This window comes from Marinoscillum sp. (genome assembly GCF_965229915.1).
Classification (GTDB): Bacteria; Bacteroidota; Bacteroidia; order Cytophagales; family Cyclobacteriaceae; genus Marinoscillum.
In genome coordinates, this window is record NZ_CBDDJZ010000001.1 from 367430 (window position 1) to 383888 (window position 16459).

Here is a 16459-nt window from a genome sequence, read left to right on the forward strand (position 1 = left end):
TTAATTGCCATTTATGTCTACAGATACTGTTCCTGAAACTCCGATTTTAAGCTGCAGATCATAATCCGCAAATACTTCAACAAACTCGCCCTGAGCGGCATTATAAGAGTCCAATCGGATAATAAACTTTAAAGTGCTGGCATGGATCAGATCGTCAATAGCCTGAGCATCCAGACTGATCTCGGTTCTGTTTTCTGAAGGCTCACTCACTTTTCCACTAGCATCAAACTGTGTAGGTGTCGTGAGCAATACAGATCCTTCAATCGAATTCATGACCATACTATCTTCATCGAGCATGTACAAATCAAGAATACCATCAAAAGGAAACTCACTGATTGTATTAACCAACAAGGTCAAATCCTTAGTACCCTCCAGGTCAGATAGATCATCCAACTCAACCTCATTGTCAAACTCAAACCCATCCATGCTGAAGCTCAACGGTATCGACACTTTAGCAGTAATGTCCATGGCAGATTCATCATCAAGCCAGTTGGACTGTGAAGATTGATAGTTGGAAAATCCTCTAAGGTTAAAGACCATCTCATCAGGTGATCCTTTCAGCAAATCCTGAATGTTAGAATTGGTATTGTCGATAATTAGCGATGTATTCACATAATCACCAAAATCTGCTACAGGTGCCGCATCTGCAATCTGCGGAGTCTCAGGAAAAGAGCCCGTGAAGTAAGTTGTATCATCACCTTTGATGGTGTAGACATTGGAGAAATCAATACCTATTGGCAGTCCAAAGCCATTGTTCACATTGAACTGAATGCTTGGCGCTTCAAAAATGATTCCTTCACCACCCAGGTCTTCAAAAAAGCTTAGGTCTACTCGTTGCTGATCTACTCTGAACGTGTCTTCTCCAAAAGATCCAAAAATCACATCAAACTGTGGATTAGTGATGTCAAGGTCGAAGAACAACTCCTCCGAACCGGTAAGAATAGTCCCTGCCTTTAGCTTAACTGTGGCATCTATATTGACCAGAAATCGGTTGGAATCGGATTCAGTGATCAGGTTGGTTTTGTAGCCATCCAGGCTTATCGACTGATAATCACTAGAGCTAAATCCATTGGTATTCACCACTGTTGATTCAATATTGATGGTGTCGCCAGCATCATTTTTAAAAGCCGAGGTGGAAAATGTATACTCAACATCAGCAGAGAATTCAGAAATAACCGTCAACTCAAAAAGTGCCGAATTGTAGTATAAAGAATCCAACTGCTCATCTTTAGTAGCCGGAAAATTAAATGCCACTCTCCTGGATATATTAACATCCACGTCATTGGGAAGTGGTATGCCATTGGTACTACCTAGTGGGTTATCAAAGGATTTTCTGTTCTTGAAGCTCTGAATCTCTACAAAGTCAGATCCCACATTGAAATCTGTATCTATATCGTAGCTGAATATCACACGTTCCTCCGAGGTAATGTCGTAAGTACTAGTATCAGAGATATTGTCTTCTAAAAACTCGCGAATGGAGATGGTATCATTTACCAATAATAAAGCAATACTCCCCTCATACTTAGGTAGATACGCATTATCTAAATTGGGAATCTGATCCAAATTGCAAGAATTGAGCACTAGCATTCCGATGCATCCCGCAAGGAATGGCCTTAACTTGGATAGGCGGTTAGTCAAAATATTTTAATGATTAATTGAAAAAACTATTCGATTGACAAAAATCGACAGGTTTTCTTAACAATCAAATTAATTTCGCCCAATCCGTCAGATTACTATACAAATGGTAGAAAATACTTTGTTAGTCCCGAATTACACCTGATGGATAAGATACTACACTCTCGTATCCATTGGCTCCGACAGCAGTCACTCCAAACAGATAATTGTCAATGACGACTCCTTCCAGGGTGAAGGAATCCACATCACCCACATATCTACTGTACTGCCAAACAGGCGAAGTAGTGTCCCGCCAATAGATTTTATAACCTTTGGCCCCGTCCACCTTGCTCCATGCTAGCTTGGCACTAGGCTGTACTATCCCTCCTACTTTTACTTCAGAAGGACCAGCAGGTCCACTGGCCAAAGCAGCCAGTGTAATCGCGTTTACTGCAGTCATCTTCTTGCAGTAATCAAAGTTGACTCCCTCGATCACATCACCATAAGCAATGCCATCCTCCGTTCGGATATCCTGGTGCTGCCGATTGTAGTTTTCATGGGCTTCCATGATCCGTACACCAGCAAATCCGGCTTCATTGAATGGACGGTGATGACCTCCTCTACCGAACCTGTCCAACCGATAAATCAATATAGGGTTCATTTCTGGCATGTAGGCTTGGGTAGTTTCATAGACAAATCGTGCCAGTTGTCTGGACTCACCATCATTTTCTCCGCCGTAGAAACGTTTGAGCATCAGACTTCTTTCACTACTTAGACTGTTGTATGGCTCTGAGAAAATCCTGAAGCTTCGGTTGTCGATTACACCATCCACTCCTTCTATGTTTCCGATCATGTCGTTATTCAAAATCCCAATAATCTCCCATCCTTCCTCTTTCGCCTTTTCGGCCAGGTGCTTACCTCCATACAAACCTTGCTCTTCTCCAGAGAGGCCGGCATATATGATTGAGTTTCTAAATTGATAGTTGGATAGTACTCTTGCCGCTTCGATGGCTCCTGCCATTCCAGTCGCATTATCATTGGCTCCAGGCGCGTCAATGGTATAGTTTTTTACATCTGAAGCCCGGCTATCAATGTCCCCACTCATGATGGCAAACCGGTTGGGTGACTCTGTTCCTCGCTGTATCGCATACACGTTGACAACATAGGTGTCTTCATAGATTCGTGTCTCAGGATCCGCCTCCACAAGTGTGCGCTGTTCGTATACCTCCAGGCATCCATTGCAGGCCTTCGATATCTTCTCAAACTCGGCCTTGATCCAGCGTCGTGCCGCTCCAATTCCTCTAGTACCGGAAACCGTATCAGACATGGTGTGTCGTGTCCCAAAACCAGCAAGTTTTCGAATGTCTGTTTCTAACCTGTCCGCACTCACTGCATCGACAATCTCGTACATTTGTGGGTCATCCGGCATCTCCTGGGCATTGACCTGATAGAAACTGAAAAGTGTTAAAAAGCTGATAGCGACTGTTGTTTGTCTGATCTTCATTACTTGATAGGGTTTGTTTCTGAACGACTAATTAATCACAAAATCGCCAACTTTGTTTAACCACTCATATAAAACAGATGTAAGTTCAATAGGACAATGACCTAAGCAACTTTAAGCAATCGTCTGTCTCGCTTTATTAACTTTGCGGTATGCTGACAAACCGACAAGTATTTCTTGACCATCTGGCGCAAACGACTGACTTTCCGCTCATGATTGAAATAGAGCGTGCGGAAGGAATCTATATGTACGACCCAAAGGGTAAAGCCTACATCGATCTGATATCAGGAATTGGTGTGAGCAATGTGGGTCATCGTCATCCCAAAGTGGTAGCTGCATGTAAAGAACAGCTAGACCAGTACATGCACCTGATGGTATACGGTGAGTATGTGCAATCTCCACAGACCAAACTAGCTAGCGCACTTGCGCAAACATTGCCAAAAGAACTGCAATCAGTCTATCTGGTCAATTCGGGTAGTGAGGCAGTAGAAGGTGCTTTGAAATTGGCCAAGCGTTTTACCGGACGACCTCACATCCTATCATGTAAAGATGCCTACCATGGTTCATCGCACGGAGCACTCTCCTCTGGAGGCAACGAAATCTTTAAGCAGAACTATCGCCCGCTTCTTCCTGGGCATTTCCATATTCCCTTTGACGATTTATCAGCACTGGATCAGATCAATGATCAAACGGCTGCCATCATAGTGGAGACCGTCCAGGGCGAAGCTGGAGTGCGCTTAGGCAGTTCCGATTACTTCCAACAGCTAAGAAAGCGATGCGATGAAACCGGGACTTTACTCATATTAGATGAGATACAGGCTGGTTTTGGACGTACGGGTAAATTCTGGGCTTTTGAACACTACGGTATAACACCTGATATCCTGGTAACGGCAAAAGGAATGGGTGGAGGAATGCCGATCGGAGCGTTTATTAGCTCTAAGGCTATTATGGATAGTCTGAAAGAAAATCCTATTCTAGGTCATATCACCACTTTTGGCGGTCATCCGGTTAGTGCTGCTGCTTCACTCGCCACTATCAACATAATACAGGAAGAAAACCTGGTGGCAGAAGTCGAACGAAAAGCCAACTTATTCAAATCAGAACTAAACCATCCAGCCATCATTGAAATACGCAACAAGGGTCTCATGATGGCTGTTGCATTCGAATCGTTTGATATACTCAAACCGATCATAGATCGGGCCATCGAACTAGGAGTTGTTACAGACTGGTTCTTATTCTGTGACAATGCCATGCGTGTGGCTCCTCCGTTGATCATTACGGATGAGGAAATAAAAAAAGCCTGCAAGATCATCTTACAGGCTATCAATGAGGTATTAACCAATTAAATACTTTAAATCAAAGGTTTGAGATCAAGCGTCACTTCACTTTCCTTACCTTCTTGTTTGATCTTAAGCTTTACGCTCTTTCCTGAGTCCATTAGCATCTCACGCATTTCAGGAAGCTTCATCTCAGTAACTGATTTGCCATTGATACTTAAAAGCTCTGCATCCACCTGGATACCCGCCATTTCAGCCGGGCTGCCTTCAAATACACGGTGAATCATCACAGCAGTCATTCCTTTGCCGTACTGAAGATTCATTCCACTGGCATTGACTGGATAAGGCTTATCGAAATTGGCATTTGGCTCCAAATAGACCATTTCAGAAGAATAGTCGTAGGTGATATTGAAATGCTTTAATACGCCGTTTCCTATTATTCCGGCAGTCTTCTTATTGTGCTGGATGCCGTGTTGTGCCTGACTAATACCAATTGGTAACTGCTCAATATCAAAAGAACCAATGCTAAGGCTCTGAATTCTCCCTTCATAGTGCATGGTTTCTTCGTCCCCAAGACCCGCTACAGGGTATGAGTAATGCTCACCTGTTTTTGCTATCACATCATGCTTAGACGCAAATGGAGTGTTGAAATCAAGCGTTGTACCTGCACCCGTATTTAGAAAAAATGCATCGGTGTAAGTTTCTCCATTGTTTAAGGTCACAGAAGCCTCAATGGTAGGAATGTAATTGACAAGTTTGAACTTAAACCCTTCTACATATCCTTCATTTTTGTAACCCTGCTGAGCGTACAACTTAATCTTCATATCAGAATAGTCCACTTTTACTACGTAGTTCTTCAGTAAATCATACCCGATAATGCCGTCAATATTTCTACCGATGGTGCGCTCCAGATGACTAAGATCAGTGGTGTAAAGTTCTATTTCCTCCAATTTCACGTTATTGATCTCAATCTTATTGTGTTCTATTAAAGCACCACTTATGGTTCCCTGGGCACTGGTTTTGCTCGATTGGTGATCTGTTTTCAAGTTGAGCTTTTTAGCCACGTCCAAATCCAATACAGCAAGTCCATCACCGGTATCCAAGATGAAATCTACTGGCTCTGAATCATCCACTGATACAGATACAAAAATATGATCGCCATACAGTTCAAATTCTGTCTCCGTGATCAACTCCTGAGCCGACAAATTAAAAGCGGCTGTAATTAGGGCAAACGATAAGATTTTTTTCATTGTAATAGGTCAGAATTTTGATGGTTCAATTTAAAGACAGAATTTATTCTTTGCTACAAAAGTCATTAATTTCCCGTTTCATACTCACTGAAAAAACAAACATCCATGATTGATCAGGTCAAAGAAACTGTCAAATACCTTGAGAACAGAGGTTTTAATCATCCAGATCTAGGGATTATCCTGGGCACCGGATTAAGTGCACTCACTAACCACATTGAGATCCTGGAGGAAATCTCCTATGAAGATATCCCCAATTTTCCCATAGCCACAGTTGAATTCCATAAAGGTAAACTGATCTATGGCAAACTAGAAGGGAAATCAATTGTGGCCATGAGTGGACGTTTTCACTTTTATGAAGGATATACGATGCAAGAAGTGGTATTTCCGGTACGGGTGATGAAATACCTGGGTATCAAAAAGCTGCTGATCAGCAATGCCGCTGGTAATATGAACCTCAACTGGAAGAAAGGGGAACTCATGCTCATTGACGATCACATCAACCTACAACCAGACAATCCTCTGAGGGGGAAGAATACAGGCACCTTTGGACCAATATTCACAGACATGAGTCAGCCATATGACGCGGAAATGAATGCCCTGATGGAACAAGTAGCTGCAAAAGACCAGATACCTCTCAACAAAGGAGTGTATGTGGCAGTAGCGGGACCAAACCTGGAAACAAGAGCAGAATACAGGTATCTCAGAAATATTGGAGCAGATGTAGTAGGTATGTCAACTGTTCCTGAAGTGATTGCTGCCAACCAAATGGGACTACCAGTGAGTGCCGTTTCTGTGCTGACAGACGATTGTGACCCTGACCACTTAGAACCAGTCAACATTGATGATATCATAGCTACTGCAGCATCTGCTGAAAAACACCTGGTAGCTCTATTCAAAGAAGTAGTTCAAAACCTATAACCCCATGCAAACAAAAGAAATAAACGGCTACACCCATATTCGGTACGAAGGACAAACATTCCCTAAAGAGGAGATGCTGACCAGGTCCCGGGAATTCTATGAGTTTATGGACAAGCGCAGGTCCGTGAGAGAAATCAGCTCCAAACCTGTAGATGAACAAATCATCGAAAACATTATTCAAACGGCCTCTACTGCTCCATCTGGCGCACACAAACAACCCTGGACCTTCTGCGCTATATCAAGCTCTTCCATTAAAAGTCAAATCAGAGAAGCCGCAGAAAAAGAAGAGTATGATAGCTATCACGGCAGAATGAGCGATCGGTGGCTCAAAGATCTGGAACCCATCGGAACGGACTGGCACAAACCTTTTTTGGAAAAAGCTCCCTGGTTGATTGTCGTTTTTAAAAAAGTGTACGAGGTGGCAGACGGTGATAAGGCCAACAACTATTATGTGAATGAATCAGTAGGCATAGCCTGTGGCATGCTGATTAGTGCCATCCATCACGCAGGTCTGGTCACCTTGACCCATACCCCTAGCCCAATGAACTTTCTCTCCAAAATACTGGAGCGTCCGGCGAATGAAAGACCCTTTCTACTTCTGCCCGTGGGGCACCCGGAAGTGCCCACCTACGTGCCAGATCTGGAGCGCAAGTCATTAAATGACGTTTCTGTCTTCTTTAAATGAGATCAAAAACCTTCGTTTATCGTGAATAAACGAAGGTTTTTTCATTTTGGCAGTCAGGTAAAGTGATTTGGCAGTCACAATTCATTTTTCTTTTTCAACTTAGCTTCAAGAATTTAAAGAGAAACAACGTCCCGTTATCGGGATTCTTGTCTATAGCTGGTTGGAACCCTGGAAAGATAATTTCCAGGGTTTTTTTATTGGTTAATTCCTATTAATTTCAGGAATCACCAAACGCTACTAACCAAATGAAACTGATCACACCCCTGATCTTTCTACTTGCCACTTCGTCTTTTGCACAAATCGAAGGTAACTCACAGAAAATCAACCAAAACAACAAACCAAAGTATGTGCTGGAAAATGCCACTATCAACTATGTAATATCTGGAGACGGGACAGGAGATGCCGTACTGCATTTTGATCGAAATGGCTGGCGAAGCATAGAGAGCAGAAATCTCACCATATCCAGGTATGGAGTAACCAGCACTGAAAAAACCATTGAGCTGATTGACGGAGATTATATCTATAAAGCAAATATAGACTCCAAAAAAGGCAAGAAATCCATGGATAAGAGCTGGAGCGGCTTATTGAATTACAAGTCAAAAGAAGAAACCCTGGCTGCCATTATGCAAAGCCGAGGTGCGACCAAATCTGGAGAAGAGTCATTACTCGACAAGACTTGCACCGTCTGGCAGTTTGAATCTGGAACCATCACTGAACTATGGGAATGGGAAGGAGTACCCTTGAAAATCGTCAAAAAACTTCCTGGCATCAACTATGAAATAACCGCTCAATCCATCGAAGAACTGGAGGAGATGCCTCAAAACCTCTATCAAGAACTGGAAATGGTGAGTTGGAGTCAGTAATTATACTTCTATTAGATCGGCATACTTACCCTTGCTGTAAGTTTTGCAAGTCATGGCATTGCGCAGTACTGCCGGTTTCAGCATGGACTTACCGAGTAGCATTCGACCGCATTCTTGTATTCCCTCTATAATGGATGGATGTGGATGAATCAATTCCGCAAGTTCCTTAATACCTCGGTCCATTGATATGAGTAAAGCTACCGCCTGGATAGCGCTCGAAGCATGCTCTCCTACCACACGCATGCCCAGAATCTTCTGCTGGTCATCATTGGTAACTAAGATCTTGATGAATCCCTGGGTGTTTCGCATGGCTATGGCTCTGGGGATACAGGAGTAATCGATACTCACCACTTTGTAGTCGAGATCCTGCTGCTTGGCCTGAATTTCATTCATTCCTACTCCCGCCACCTCAGGCGACAGAAACATGATAGTGGAGATGTTTTCATAGATCAATGGTCGCTCTGGTTGGCCGAAGATTCGCTCTACAGCAAACCTTCCTTCCAACTCCCCTACATTCACCAGAGAGATATCTGCAGTGATGTCCCCTACAGCGTAGATGTTCTTAATACTCGTTTGGGTAAGATCATCGATAATGCCTCGGTTATCTACTTTAAGACCCAACGATTCGTCACACAGATTTTGGTAATTAGGCACCCGACCGACTGATACAAGAGCCTTCTCCACTCTAAATACTTCTTTAGAGCCATCCGTATATTCCAGTGTGTAGACCACCATACCATCGTCGATTTTCATATCAATCAACCTGGAATTACGATGAATCAATACATTTTTTGCTTCAAGATTACGTTCTATTACTCTCACTACATCTTCATCTTCAAAAGGCAGAATACGATCTCCTTTATCAATCAGATGGACTTTGGTGTGACCAAAATTGGAAAAGATGGTAGCAAACTCACAACCAATAACTCCAGCACCTACAATCACCATGCTCTTTGGGAAATCTTCCAACTTATCCAGCCCATCGCTAGTAAACACATGCTCCTCATCGATCGGTATCTCTGGTAATTTGCGTGGAGTACTCCCAGTGGCTAGAATGATGTAATCACCTTCTATCGTTGAGGTATCATTCAAACCTGTGATTTGCACTTGATGCTCATTGATCACTTTGGCATTGCCATGAATAAAATCAAAAAGTCCTTCCTCTATACTCACATTGATGTTGTGCATGTGATGTTCCAGCTGCTGCATACGCTCTTGTACTGCTCTCCGCACTTCTGACTGCACCCGCTGATAGTTGAAGGTAATGCCGCCAGTATTTAATGCATCACCATGTTTGCGTAGCATAGAAGCCTCTCTGCTAAGTTCCCACCAGGTTTTACTCCAGAGGGCTCCATGATGAATGCCAGCACCTCCGAGTTGTTTCTTTTCTATTAAGGCTACTTTCTTTTTGAAATCAACGGCACGCATGGCTGCTGCATATCCTGCAGGACCCGCACCGATTACGATAACGTCGTATTTTTTCATGTTTGAGGTCGGTGATAAACACCTTAATCTAGCTAATTGTACAGGTCAAAGCAAATTCCAAGATTTAATTGTGGGATACAACGAGCCACAGATCCGAATAAATGCGGAGCGCCCTCTCAGAGTACTGGCATAAAGGAGTGGATATAAAGTAATTTCAATATAATTTTAACCATTTGGTTAATTTTTTATAAATTGCTTTCAGAATGAGTGAAGAATCCACAGAAAAGAAAATCAAAGAAGCGGCGAGAATCCAGTTTATCAAGAAAGGAATGACTGGCGCACGCATGCAGGAGATTGCCGATCAGGCAGGTATCAACAAAGCGCTTCTTCATTATTACTATAAGAGCAAGGAGCAATTATTCTACTCCATATTTGATGATGTCATCCAGGACATGCTGCCACGACTGGTAGCCATTCTCAACAGTGAGCTACCACTCGAAGTAAAAGTCTACCAGCTTACGGACAAATACATTGAGTTCTTATCCGATCGACCAGAAATGCCTTTATTCGTCCTAAATGAGCTTCAAAGACACCCAGAAGAACTCATTCAGAGACTACACTTGCAGAAAGGGATCGATCTTTCAGTGATCAAAGATCAACTGAAAACAGAAGCAGAAAAAGGAACGATTCGGGAGATCTCCGTGGAAATGTTCTTGTTAAACATGATCAGCTTACTCGTATTCCCTTTTGCTGCCAAGAGTTTATTCCAGGCAGTTGCCCAGGTTAATGAAAATCAGTTCTCACAATTCATGGAGGCAAGAAAAACAGAAGTACCTAAATACATAATGAATGCTTTAAGACCCTAAAAAAATTTGCCATGAAATTAACCAAAAGGTTAAACTATACACTTGTTGTTTCAGTATTGCTTGCATACACGGTAGATAGTGGTGCGCAATCACTGGATTTGCAGGAATGCTACCGAAAGGCAGAAAACCTAAGTCCTATCAAACAACAAGAGGTATACATCCAATCCATTCAGGAGCTGAACGATGAGATCGCGACCAATCGCTACCTACCAGACGTCTCTGTCAAAGGGTCTGCCACTTATCAATCGGATGTATTTCAGCTACCATTTGAACTCCCCAGCACTCCCACTCCTGAAATACCTAAGGATCAATATCAGTTAACACTCAACCTCACGCAGAACATCTACAGTGGTGGAGCAATCAAAGCGGCACAAGAAATCCAACAAGCAGTATCCGCTGTAAAGAGTAGTGAACTGTCGGTATCACTGTACCAAATCAGGTCAGTGATCAATGAACTCTATTTCGGCATTCTATCCTTACAAAATGCAGAAAGCATCTATCGAGAAGTACTAAAAGAGCTCAGTAATCGAGAGCGTTCTATTCAGTCAGCAGTTAACAATGGCGTATTGCTTCCCACAGCTAACCATCAGATCAAAAAGGAACAATTGAAAACCCAACAGGCATTAAATGCTGCGGTATTACGAAAACAAGCCTTACTTAAAGTCTTGAGTGACTGGATTGGCGAACCACTTTCAGTAGCCGATCAACTCTCTTTGCCGGATTTCGCCAAAGCTCCAGAAAATGAAATTCACAGACCAGAACTTGACGTTTTCACCAACAAAAGCAATCAAATAGCTGCTTCAAAAAATCAAGTAAAAAGCCAATTGCGACCTAAAATTATGGCTTTTGCCAATGTAGGATACGGCAGTCCAAATGCCCTCAATTTCTTTGAAACCAGTTGGTCTTCTTATTACATGATTGGTGGTCGAGTGGAATGGAAAGTTTGGGACTGGACATCTTCTAACAAACAGCAACAGGTTCTGCGGCTCAATGAAGAGATCGTCCAGTCTGAAATGGAAAATTTTACCAGAAACGTCAGAAATGAACTGATTAAACAGCAGACTGAAGTAGATATACTACAACAAGCGATCATCACCGATGAGGAACTGCTCACGCTTCAAGAAGAAATAACCTCAACAGCTAGTGCTCAATTGGATCAGGGGACCATCACTGCCATAGAATACCTAACCGAACGCAACAACCTGACCCAAAACCAACTGAAGTTAGCTCAGGATCAAATCAATCTGGCCAAAGCACAAGTAGAACAACTCACCATATCAGGAAATATGCCATGAAAAAAATCATTTACACTACCCTACTCCTTTCGTTGCTGCTCGGTGGCTGTCAAAATGACGATTCTCCCGCAGACGCTTTCGGAAACTTTGAAACTACCGAAGTATTCCTGGCGGCTGAAGTGCCTGGAAAAATCCTTCAAATGACTAAGACTGAAGGCCAATCATTCCTTCAAAATGAGCAACTTGCCAGCATCGACACCAACCAGCTGCATCTGAAAAAACAGCAACTACTAGCCACCATTGATGCGCTCAAGAGTAAACTGCAAAACGTACCGGTTCAGCTAGAAGTGTTCTATGACCAAAAGAGCAACCTGACCCGAGAGTTGAATCGTGTGAGCCAATTACTGGCTGATAGTGCAGCCACACAGAAACAATACGATGACCTCAAAGGTCAGCTGGAGGTAACCAACTCTCAGATAGCCGCTACTGAAAGTCAACTCTCAACAGCCAATAGAGGCTTGTTGGCAGAGATAAAACCCTTGCGCTGGCAAATAGCCCAATTAGAAGATCAAATCCAGCGATCACAGGTGAAAGCACCGATATCAGGTATCATATTGGAGCGTTACAAAGAACCTGGTGAATTGGTCAACCCGGGGCAACCTCTGTACAAAATAGCCAATATGGACCAGCTTGTATTAAGAGCCTATGTTGCCGAGGATCAACTTACTTCATTTCAGACAGGAGATCAGGTGACCGTACGTGCGGACAAAGGTGCTCAGCTGCAAGATTATAAAGGAACAATCCAATGGATCTCCCCGAAAGCGGAATTCACTCCTAAAATCATACAAACCAAAGAAGAGCGAGTCAACCTGGTGTATGCTGTGAAAATAGCAGTGGTGAACGATGGGTCGTTAAAGCTGGGAATGCCTGGAGAAGTGATCTTCACCAAACCATGAGCGCCATCAGCATCCAACATATCGAAAAAAGCTACGGACAGACATTGGCTGTCTCTGATCTTTGTCTTGAAATAGAGGAAGGAGAACTTTTTGGACTAATCGGGCCAGATGGTGCTGGGAAAACCAGCCTGATCCGAATGCTCACTTCACTCCTTCTTCCTGACAAAGGCTCTATGCACGTCATCGGATTAAATCCTGTAAAAGACTACAAACTACTTCGTACCAAAATAGGCTACATGCCTGGCAGGTTTTCACTTTATCAAGACCTGAGCGTGGAAGAAAACCTATCCCTATTTGCCAGCCTGTTTGAAACCACTATCGATGACAACTATGGACTGATAGAAGACATCTACGTGCAATTGGAACCATTCAAAGACAGAAAAGCCGGAGCGCTATCTGGCGGCATGAAACAAAAGTTGGCGCTTTGCTGCGCTATGATCCATCGCCCTGAGATACTCTTCCTGGACGAACCCACCACTGGCGTAGACCCCGTTTCCAGGAAAGAGTTTTGGGAAATGCTCAAAAAACTCAATGCTGATGGCCTGACCATATTCGTATCCACTCCATACATGGATGAAGCTGGTCTTTGTGGTCGGGTAGGTCTGATTCAGACGGGCAAACTACTTGCGGTAGATTCTCCTCAGGCGATCAATCATCAGTTCGGAAATCCACTATTTGCTGTTAAAGGCAACAACAAACACCAACTGCTCCAGCTACTGAAAACACATCCAAAGTGCTTTTCTGCCTATTCGTTTGGCTCTGAGATCCATTTCACAGCCACTGACAGCCTTCAGGTACAGCAGCTATCTGAATGGCTCAATGAGCACACATCGGAGGAAACTAGCATAACAACCATCACTGCCGGTATTGAAGATTCATTCATGAAACTCATGTCCAAATGAAGGAAGAAGCCATCATATCGGTTACCAACCTGGTGAAAGCCTTTGGCAGTTTTCATGCTGTGGATAGCATCTCCTTCGAGACATACAAAGGAGAGATCTTTGGGTTTCTTGGTGCCAATGGAGCGGGCAAAACCACGGCTATGAAGATGCTAACAGGACTGCTAAAACCGACCAGCGGTGAGGCAACCGTTGCAGGGTTTGACGTATTCAGGGAAGCCGAGCAGATCAAAAAACGCATAGGTTATATGAGCCAGCGGTTTTCTTTGTATGCCGACCTTACGGTGAAAGAAAACATCCAGTTATTCGCAGGGATCTACGGGTTGAGCAATCGTGAGATCAAATCCAAAACGGAGCAACTCTTAAATCAACTCGGCTTGCAGTCGTCTGCCAAAACGTTGATCAAGAGTCTTCCACTCGGGTGGCGACAAAAGTTGGCCTTTTCTGTGGCGATGATTCATGATCCGGAGATCATCTTTCTGGACGAACCAACCGGTGGTGTAGATCCCATCACCCGCCGACAGTTTTGGGACATGATCTATGAAGAGTCGGCGAAAGGCACTACTATTTTTGTAACGACCCATTACATGGACGAAGCAGAATACTGTGATCGCATCTCCATGATGGTCTCTGGGAAAATTGCCGCGCTAGGTACACCTGATCAACTAAAAGCAGGCTTCAATGCGGCAAATATGGACGAAGTATTTGTTGGAATAGCCAGGGAGGGGCGCACACTGATATGAAGCGTTTTCTATCCTTCGTGAAAAAAGAATTTTTACACATTCTTCGAGACAAACGAACACTTCTCATATTGTTTGGAATGCCCGTGGCCCAGATATTACTCTTCGGCTATGCCATTACCAATGAAATTAGAAATGCCAATATTGGATTTTTGGACTTCAGTCAGGATGAGCGCACAGTGGAGTTGAAACATAAGATGCTGGCTAACAGCTACTTTCAGGAAGGTGCCGTTATTAGAAACGAATCGGACATTGAGCAGGCTTTTAGGGATGGCAGTGTGAAGTTGGTAGTGGTTTTTGAAAGCGGCTTTGCCAATAAGCTGGAGGGTGAGTCCCAAGCATCAGTACAATTGATTGCAGATGCTTCTGACCCTAATACGGCCAACTCACTGGTCAATTACCTGCAAGCGATCATTGGTGACTACACCATGCAGCTGAATCAATCGAGCACACTTCCTTTCACCATCGAATTGCAGTCCAGGTATTGGTATAACCCCGAGCTCGATGGTGTTTATTATTTCGTTCCGGGTCTGATTGCCATTTTGCTCATGTTGGTTTCGGCCATGATGACTTCCATTTCCATAGCCCGCGAAAAAGAACTGGGAACCATGGAGGTCTTGCTCACCTCTCCCATGCAGCCCGCCCAGGTAGTGCTCGCCAAAGTAGTACCTTATGTGCTCCTGTCCTTGCTCGATGCGTTGATCATTTTAGCATTGGGTAAATACGTCTTCGGAGTACCGATTCATGGTAATTTGGTCCTCCTCTTATCAGAAACCCTGCTGTTCATCATATTGGCTCTAGCTCTGGGTATTTTGATCTCTACGGTTGCCGAGACACAGCAAACCGCCTTGCTCCTATCGCTGATGGGACTGATGCTACCAACCATCTTGCTATCGGGGTTTATTTTCCCGATTGAAAACATGCCACTTCCCTTACGGATTGTGTCCAACATCGTGCCTGCCAGATGGTTTATCGTCATCGTAAAATCCATCATGCTCAAAGGCAGTGGGTTTGGATTGATCTGGAAAGAAACACTTATACTCTGTGGTTTTATTCTGGTTTTTATCACGGTGAGTATTCGGAAATTTAAAGTGAGACTAGAATGAGGACGATTCTGTTTTTAATCCGTAAGGAGTTCCTGCAAATCTTCAGAAACAAAGGTATCCTACCCATTCTGTTTGTGATGCCTGTAATCCAGCTATTGGTGCTGTCATATGCTGCGGATTTTGAAATCAGGAACCTGAAAATCTACTGGATTGATAAGGACCAGTCGGCTGCCAGTAAGCTGCTGTATCAAAAACTAGACGCTTCCGAATATTTCATTTTATCAGGAGCTTCATTCGATTCAGAAGCTGGTGCGGAAGCCATCAATCGGGGCAAAACCGATTTGGTTTTAGAAATCCCTGCGGATTTTGAAAGGCAGCTAATCAGAGAGCAAAAAGCTGATTTACAGCTCATTATCAATGCCATCGACGGTACAAAAGCCGGGTTAGGCACCTACTATGTCAACCGGATTGTCCAGGACTTCAATAACGAACTGCGCAGCAAATACCTCACCAAAGCACAAGTAGTGCCGGTAGAAATTAATCGCATTAACGTGGAGTATTCCTACTGGTTCAATCCTGACCTGAATTACAAAACATTCATGGTGCCAGGCATCATGGTGATGCTAGTGACTATGATTGGAGTATTCATTTCCTCCATGAACATTGTTCGGGAGAAAGAGCTGGGGACCATTGAGCAACTCAATGTCACACCGATCAAAAAATACCAGTTCATCCTGGGAAAACAGTTTCCTCTCTGGATTATAGGTTTGTTTGAGTTGACCGTAGGTTTACTGGTGGGCAAAGTCATCTTCGATGTACCGATGATTGGAAGCTTACCGGCACTCTATGCCTTTGCTGCAGTATATATTGTCATGGTACTAGGCATGGGCTTTCTCATCTCCACGCTCACGGATACGCAACAGCAAGCCATGTTTATCTCCTGGTTCTTTTTGGTGATTTTCCTGCTGATGAGTGGGTTATTTACCGCAATCGAAAATATGCCTGATTGGGCCCAAAAAATTACCCTGATCAACCCCGTTCGCTATTTCATAGAAGTGGTCCGGCTAGTTCTGCTGAAAGGTGCAGGCTTTGCAGATATTGCGGGACACTTTCTGATCATCAGCCTCTATGCGCTGATCATCAATGCGTTAGCCATATTCAATTACCGAAAAGTCAATTAGGAG

Annotated in this window: 15 protein-coding genes; 11 read left to right on the forward strand and 4 right to left on the reverse strand. The window is 43.6% G+C overall.

The window, feature by feature from the left end; all coding sequences use genetic code 11:
* Together ACO067_RS01530 and ACO067_RS01535 are read right to left on the reverse strand one after the other, a co-directional pair.
* Entirely contained in the window at window positions 1–1638 is a 1638-nt protein-coding gene (locus ACO067_RS01530; RefSeq protein ID WP_421869763.1) for a hypothetical protein, read from the reverse strand.
* A gap of 121 nt (window positions 1639–1759) precedes the next feature.
* Complete coding sequence (locus ACO067_RS01535; protein WP_421869766.1) at window positions 1760–3118, reverse strand: M28 family peptidase; 1359 nt, start codon at window positions 3116–3118, stop codon at window positions 1760–1762.
* Window positions 3119–3270: 152 nt separating this feature from the next.
* On the opposite strand from ACO067_RS01535, the gene ACO067_RS01540 reads away from it, so the two are divergent.
* Window positions 3271–4461 carry an aspartate aminotransferase family protein gene (locus ACO067_RS01540; protein ID WP_421878256.1) on the forward strand — a complete coding sequence of 397 codons (1191 nt, stop codon included), beginning with the start codon at window positions 3271–3273 and terminating at the stop codon, window positions 4459–4461.
* A gap of 5 nt (window positions 4462–4466) precedes the next feature.
* Here the strand turns inward: ACO067_RS01540 and ACO067_RS01545 are convergent, their stop codons facing one another.
* Window positions 4467–5642: an aspartyl protease family protein gene (locus ACO067_RS01545; RefSeq protein WP_421869769.1), complete on the reverse strand. Its 1176-nt coding sequence runs from the start codon at window positions 5640–5642 to the stop codon at window positions 4467–4469.
* A gap of 105 nt (window positions 5643–5747) precedes the next feature.
* Here ACO067_RS01545 and ACO067_RS01550 point away from each other — a divergent pair, with 105 nt between their 5' ends.
* The 3 genes from ACO067_RS01550 to ACO067_RS01560 all read left to right on the forward strand — a co-directional run bounded on the left by ACO067_RS01550 (window position 5748) and on the right by ACO067_RS01560 (window position 8108).
* On the forward strand, window positions 5748–6560 hold the full coding sequence (locus ACO067_RS01550) for a purine-nucleoside phosphorylase (protein ID WP_421869772.1): 813 nt from the start codon (window positions 5748–5750) through the stop codon (window positions 6558–6560).
* A gap of 4 nt (window positions 6561–6564) precedes the next feature.
* Window positions 6565–7245, forward strand: a complete 681-nt coding sequence (locus ACO067_RS01555; RefSeq protein ID WP_421869775.1) for a nitroreductase family protein — start codon at window positions 6565–6567, stop codon at window positions 7243–7245.
* 245 nt (window positions 7246–7490) lie between these two features.
* Window positions 7491–8108, forward strand: a complete 618-nt coding sequence (locus ACO067_RS01560; RefSeq protein ID WP_421869778.1) for a hypothetical protein — start codon at window positions 7491–7493, stop codon at window positions 8106–8108.
* Here ACO067_RS01560 and ACO067_RS01565 read toward each other — a convergent pair whose 3' ends face one another.
* The gene (locus ACO067_RS01565; RefSeq protein WP_421869781.1) at window positions 8109–9593 is read right to left on the reverse strand and encodes a dihydrolipoyl dehydrogenase family protein; all 1485 of its coding nucleotides are present in this window, start codon (window positions 9591–9593) and stop codon (window positions 8109–8111) included.
* Window positions 9594–9796: 203 nt separating this feature from the next.
* Here ACO067_RS01565 and ACO067_RS01570 point away from each other — a divergent pair, with 203 nt between their 5' ends.
* The 7 genes from ACO067_RS01570 to ACO067_RS01600 are packed head-to-tail and all read left to right on the forward strand — an operon-like array spanning window position 9797 to window position 16456.
* A complete protein-coding gene (locus ACO067_RS01570; protein ID WP_421869785.1) occupies window positions 9797–10399 on the forward strand; it encodes a TetR/AcrR family transcriptional regulator in 603 nt (200 codons plus the stop codon).
* An 11-nt stretch (window positions 10400–10410) separates the two neighbouring features.
* Window positions 10411–11694: a TolC family protein gene (locus ACO067_RS01575; RefSeq protein WP_421869789.1), complete on the forward strand. Its 1284-nt coding sequence runs from the start codon at window positions 10411–10413 to the stop codon at window positions 11692–11694.
* The gene (locus tag ACO067_RS01580; RefSeq protein WP_421869792.1) at window positions 11691–12590 is read left to right on the forward strand and encodes an HlyD family secretion protein; all 900 of its coding nucleotides are present in this window, start codon (window positions 11691–11693) and stop codon (window positions 12588–12590) included. The genes ACO067_RS01575 and ACO067_RS01580 overlap by 4 nt, the downstream gene beginning before the upstream one ends.
* A complete protein-coding gene (locus ACO067_RS01585) occupies window positions 12587–13492 on the forward strand; it encodes an ABC transporter ATP-binding protein (protein WP_421869794.1) in 906 nt (301 codons plus the stop codon). The genes ACO067_RS01580 and ACO067_RS01585 overlap by 4 nt, the downstream gene beginning before the upstream one ends.
* Complete coding sequence (locus ACO067_RS01590; RefSeq protein WP_421869797.1) at window positions 13489–14232, forward strand: ABC transporter ATP-binding protein; 744 nt, start codon at window positions 13489–13491, stop codon at window positions 14230–14232. Before ACO067_RS01585 ends, ACO067_RS01590 begins: the two co-directional genes overlap by 4 nt.
* A 17-nt stretch (window positions 14233–14249) precedes the next feature.
* On the forward strand, window positions 14250–15335 hold the full coding sequence (locus ACO067_RS01595) for an ABC transporter permease (protein WP_421869800.1): 1086 nt from the start codon (window positions 14250–14252) through the stop codon (window positions 15333–15335).
* Window positions 15332–16456: an ABC transporter permease gene (locus tag ACO067_RS01600; RefSeq protein WP_421869803.1), complete on the forward strand. Its 1125-nt coding sequence runs from the start codon at window positions 15332–15334 to the stop codon at window positions 16454–16456. Before ACO067_RS01595 ends, ACO067_RS01600 begins: the two co-directional genes overlap by 4 nt.
* The last annotated feature ends 3 nt before the right edge of the window (window positions 16457–16459 follow it).

Bases quoted from the DNA above. Each gene is read 5' to 3' on its own strand.
- ACO067_RS01585 (WP_421869794.1), top strand. From the start codon at position 12,587: ATGAGCGCCATCAGCATCCAACATATCGAAAAAAGCTACGGACAGACA.
- ACO067_RS01590 (WP_421869797.1), top strand. From the start codon at position 13,489: ATGAAGGAAGAAGCCATCATATCGGTTACCAACCTGGTGAAAGCCTTT.
- ACO067_RS01560 (WP_421869778.1), top strand. From the start codon at position 7,491: ATGAAACTGATCACACCCCTGATCTTTCTACTTGCCACTTCGTCTTTT.
- ACO067_RS01580 (WP_421869792.1), top strand. From the start codon at position 11,691: ATGAAAAAAATCATTTACACTACCCTACTCCTTTCGTTGCTGCTCGGT.
- ACO067_RS01565 (WP_421869781.1), bottom strand. From the start codon at position 9,593: ATGAAAAAATACGACGTTATCGTAATCGGTGCGGGTCCTGCAGGATAT.
- ACO067_RS01545 (WP_421869769.1), bottom strand. From the start codon at position 5,642: ATGAAAAAAATCTTATCGTTTGCCCTAATTACAGCCGCTTTTAATTTG.
- ACO067_RS01570 (WP_421869785.1), top strand. From the start codon at position 9,797: ATGAGTGAAGAATCCACAGAAAAGAAAATCAAAGAAGCGGCGAGAATC.
- ACO067_RS01555 (WP_421869775.1), top strand. From the start codon at position 6,565: ATGCAAACAAAAGAAATAAACGGCTACACCCATATTCGGTACGAAGGA.
- ACO067_RS01550 (WP_421869772.1), top strand. From the start codon at position 5,748: ATGATTGATCAGGTCAAAGAAACTGTCAAATACCTTGAGAACAGAGGT.
- ACO067_RS01575 (WP_421869789.1), top strand. From the start codon at position 10,411: ATGAAATTAACCAAAAGGTTAAACTATACACTTGTTGTTTCAGTATTG.
- ACO067_RS01600 (WP_421869803.1), top strand. From the start codon at position 15,332: ATGAGGACGATTCTGTTTTTAATCCGTAAGGAGTTCCTGCAAATCTTC.
- ACO067_RS01535 (WP_421869766.1), bottom strand. From the start codon at position 3,118: ATGAAGATCAGACAAACAACAGTCGCTATCAGCTTTTTAACACTTTTC.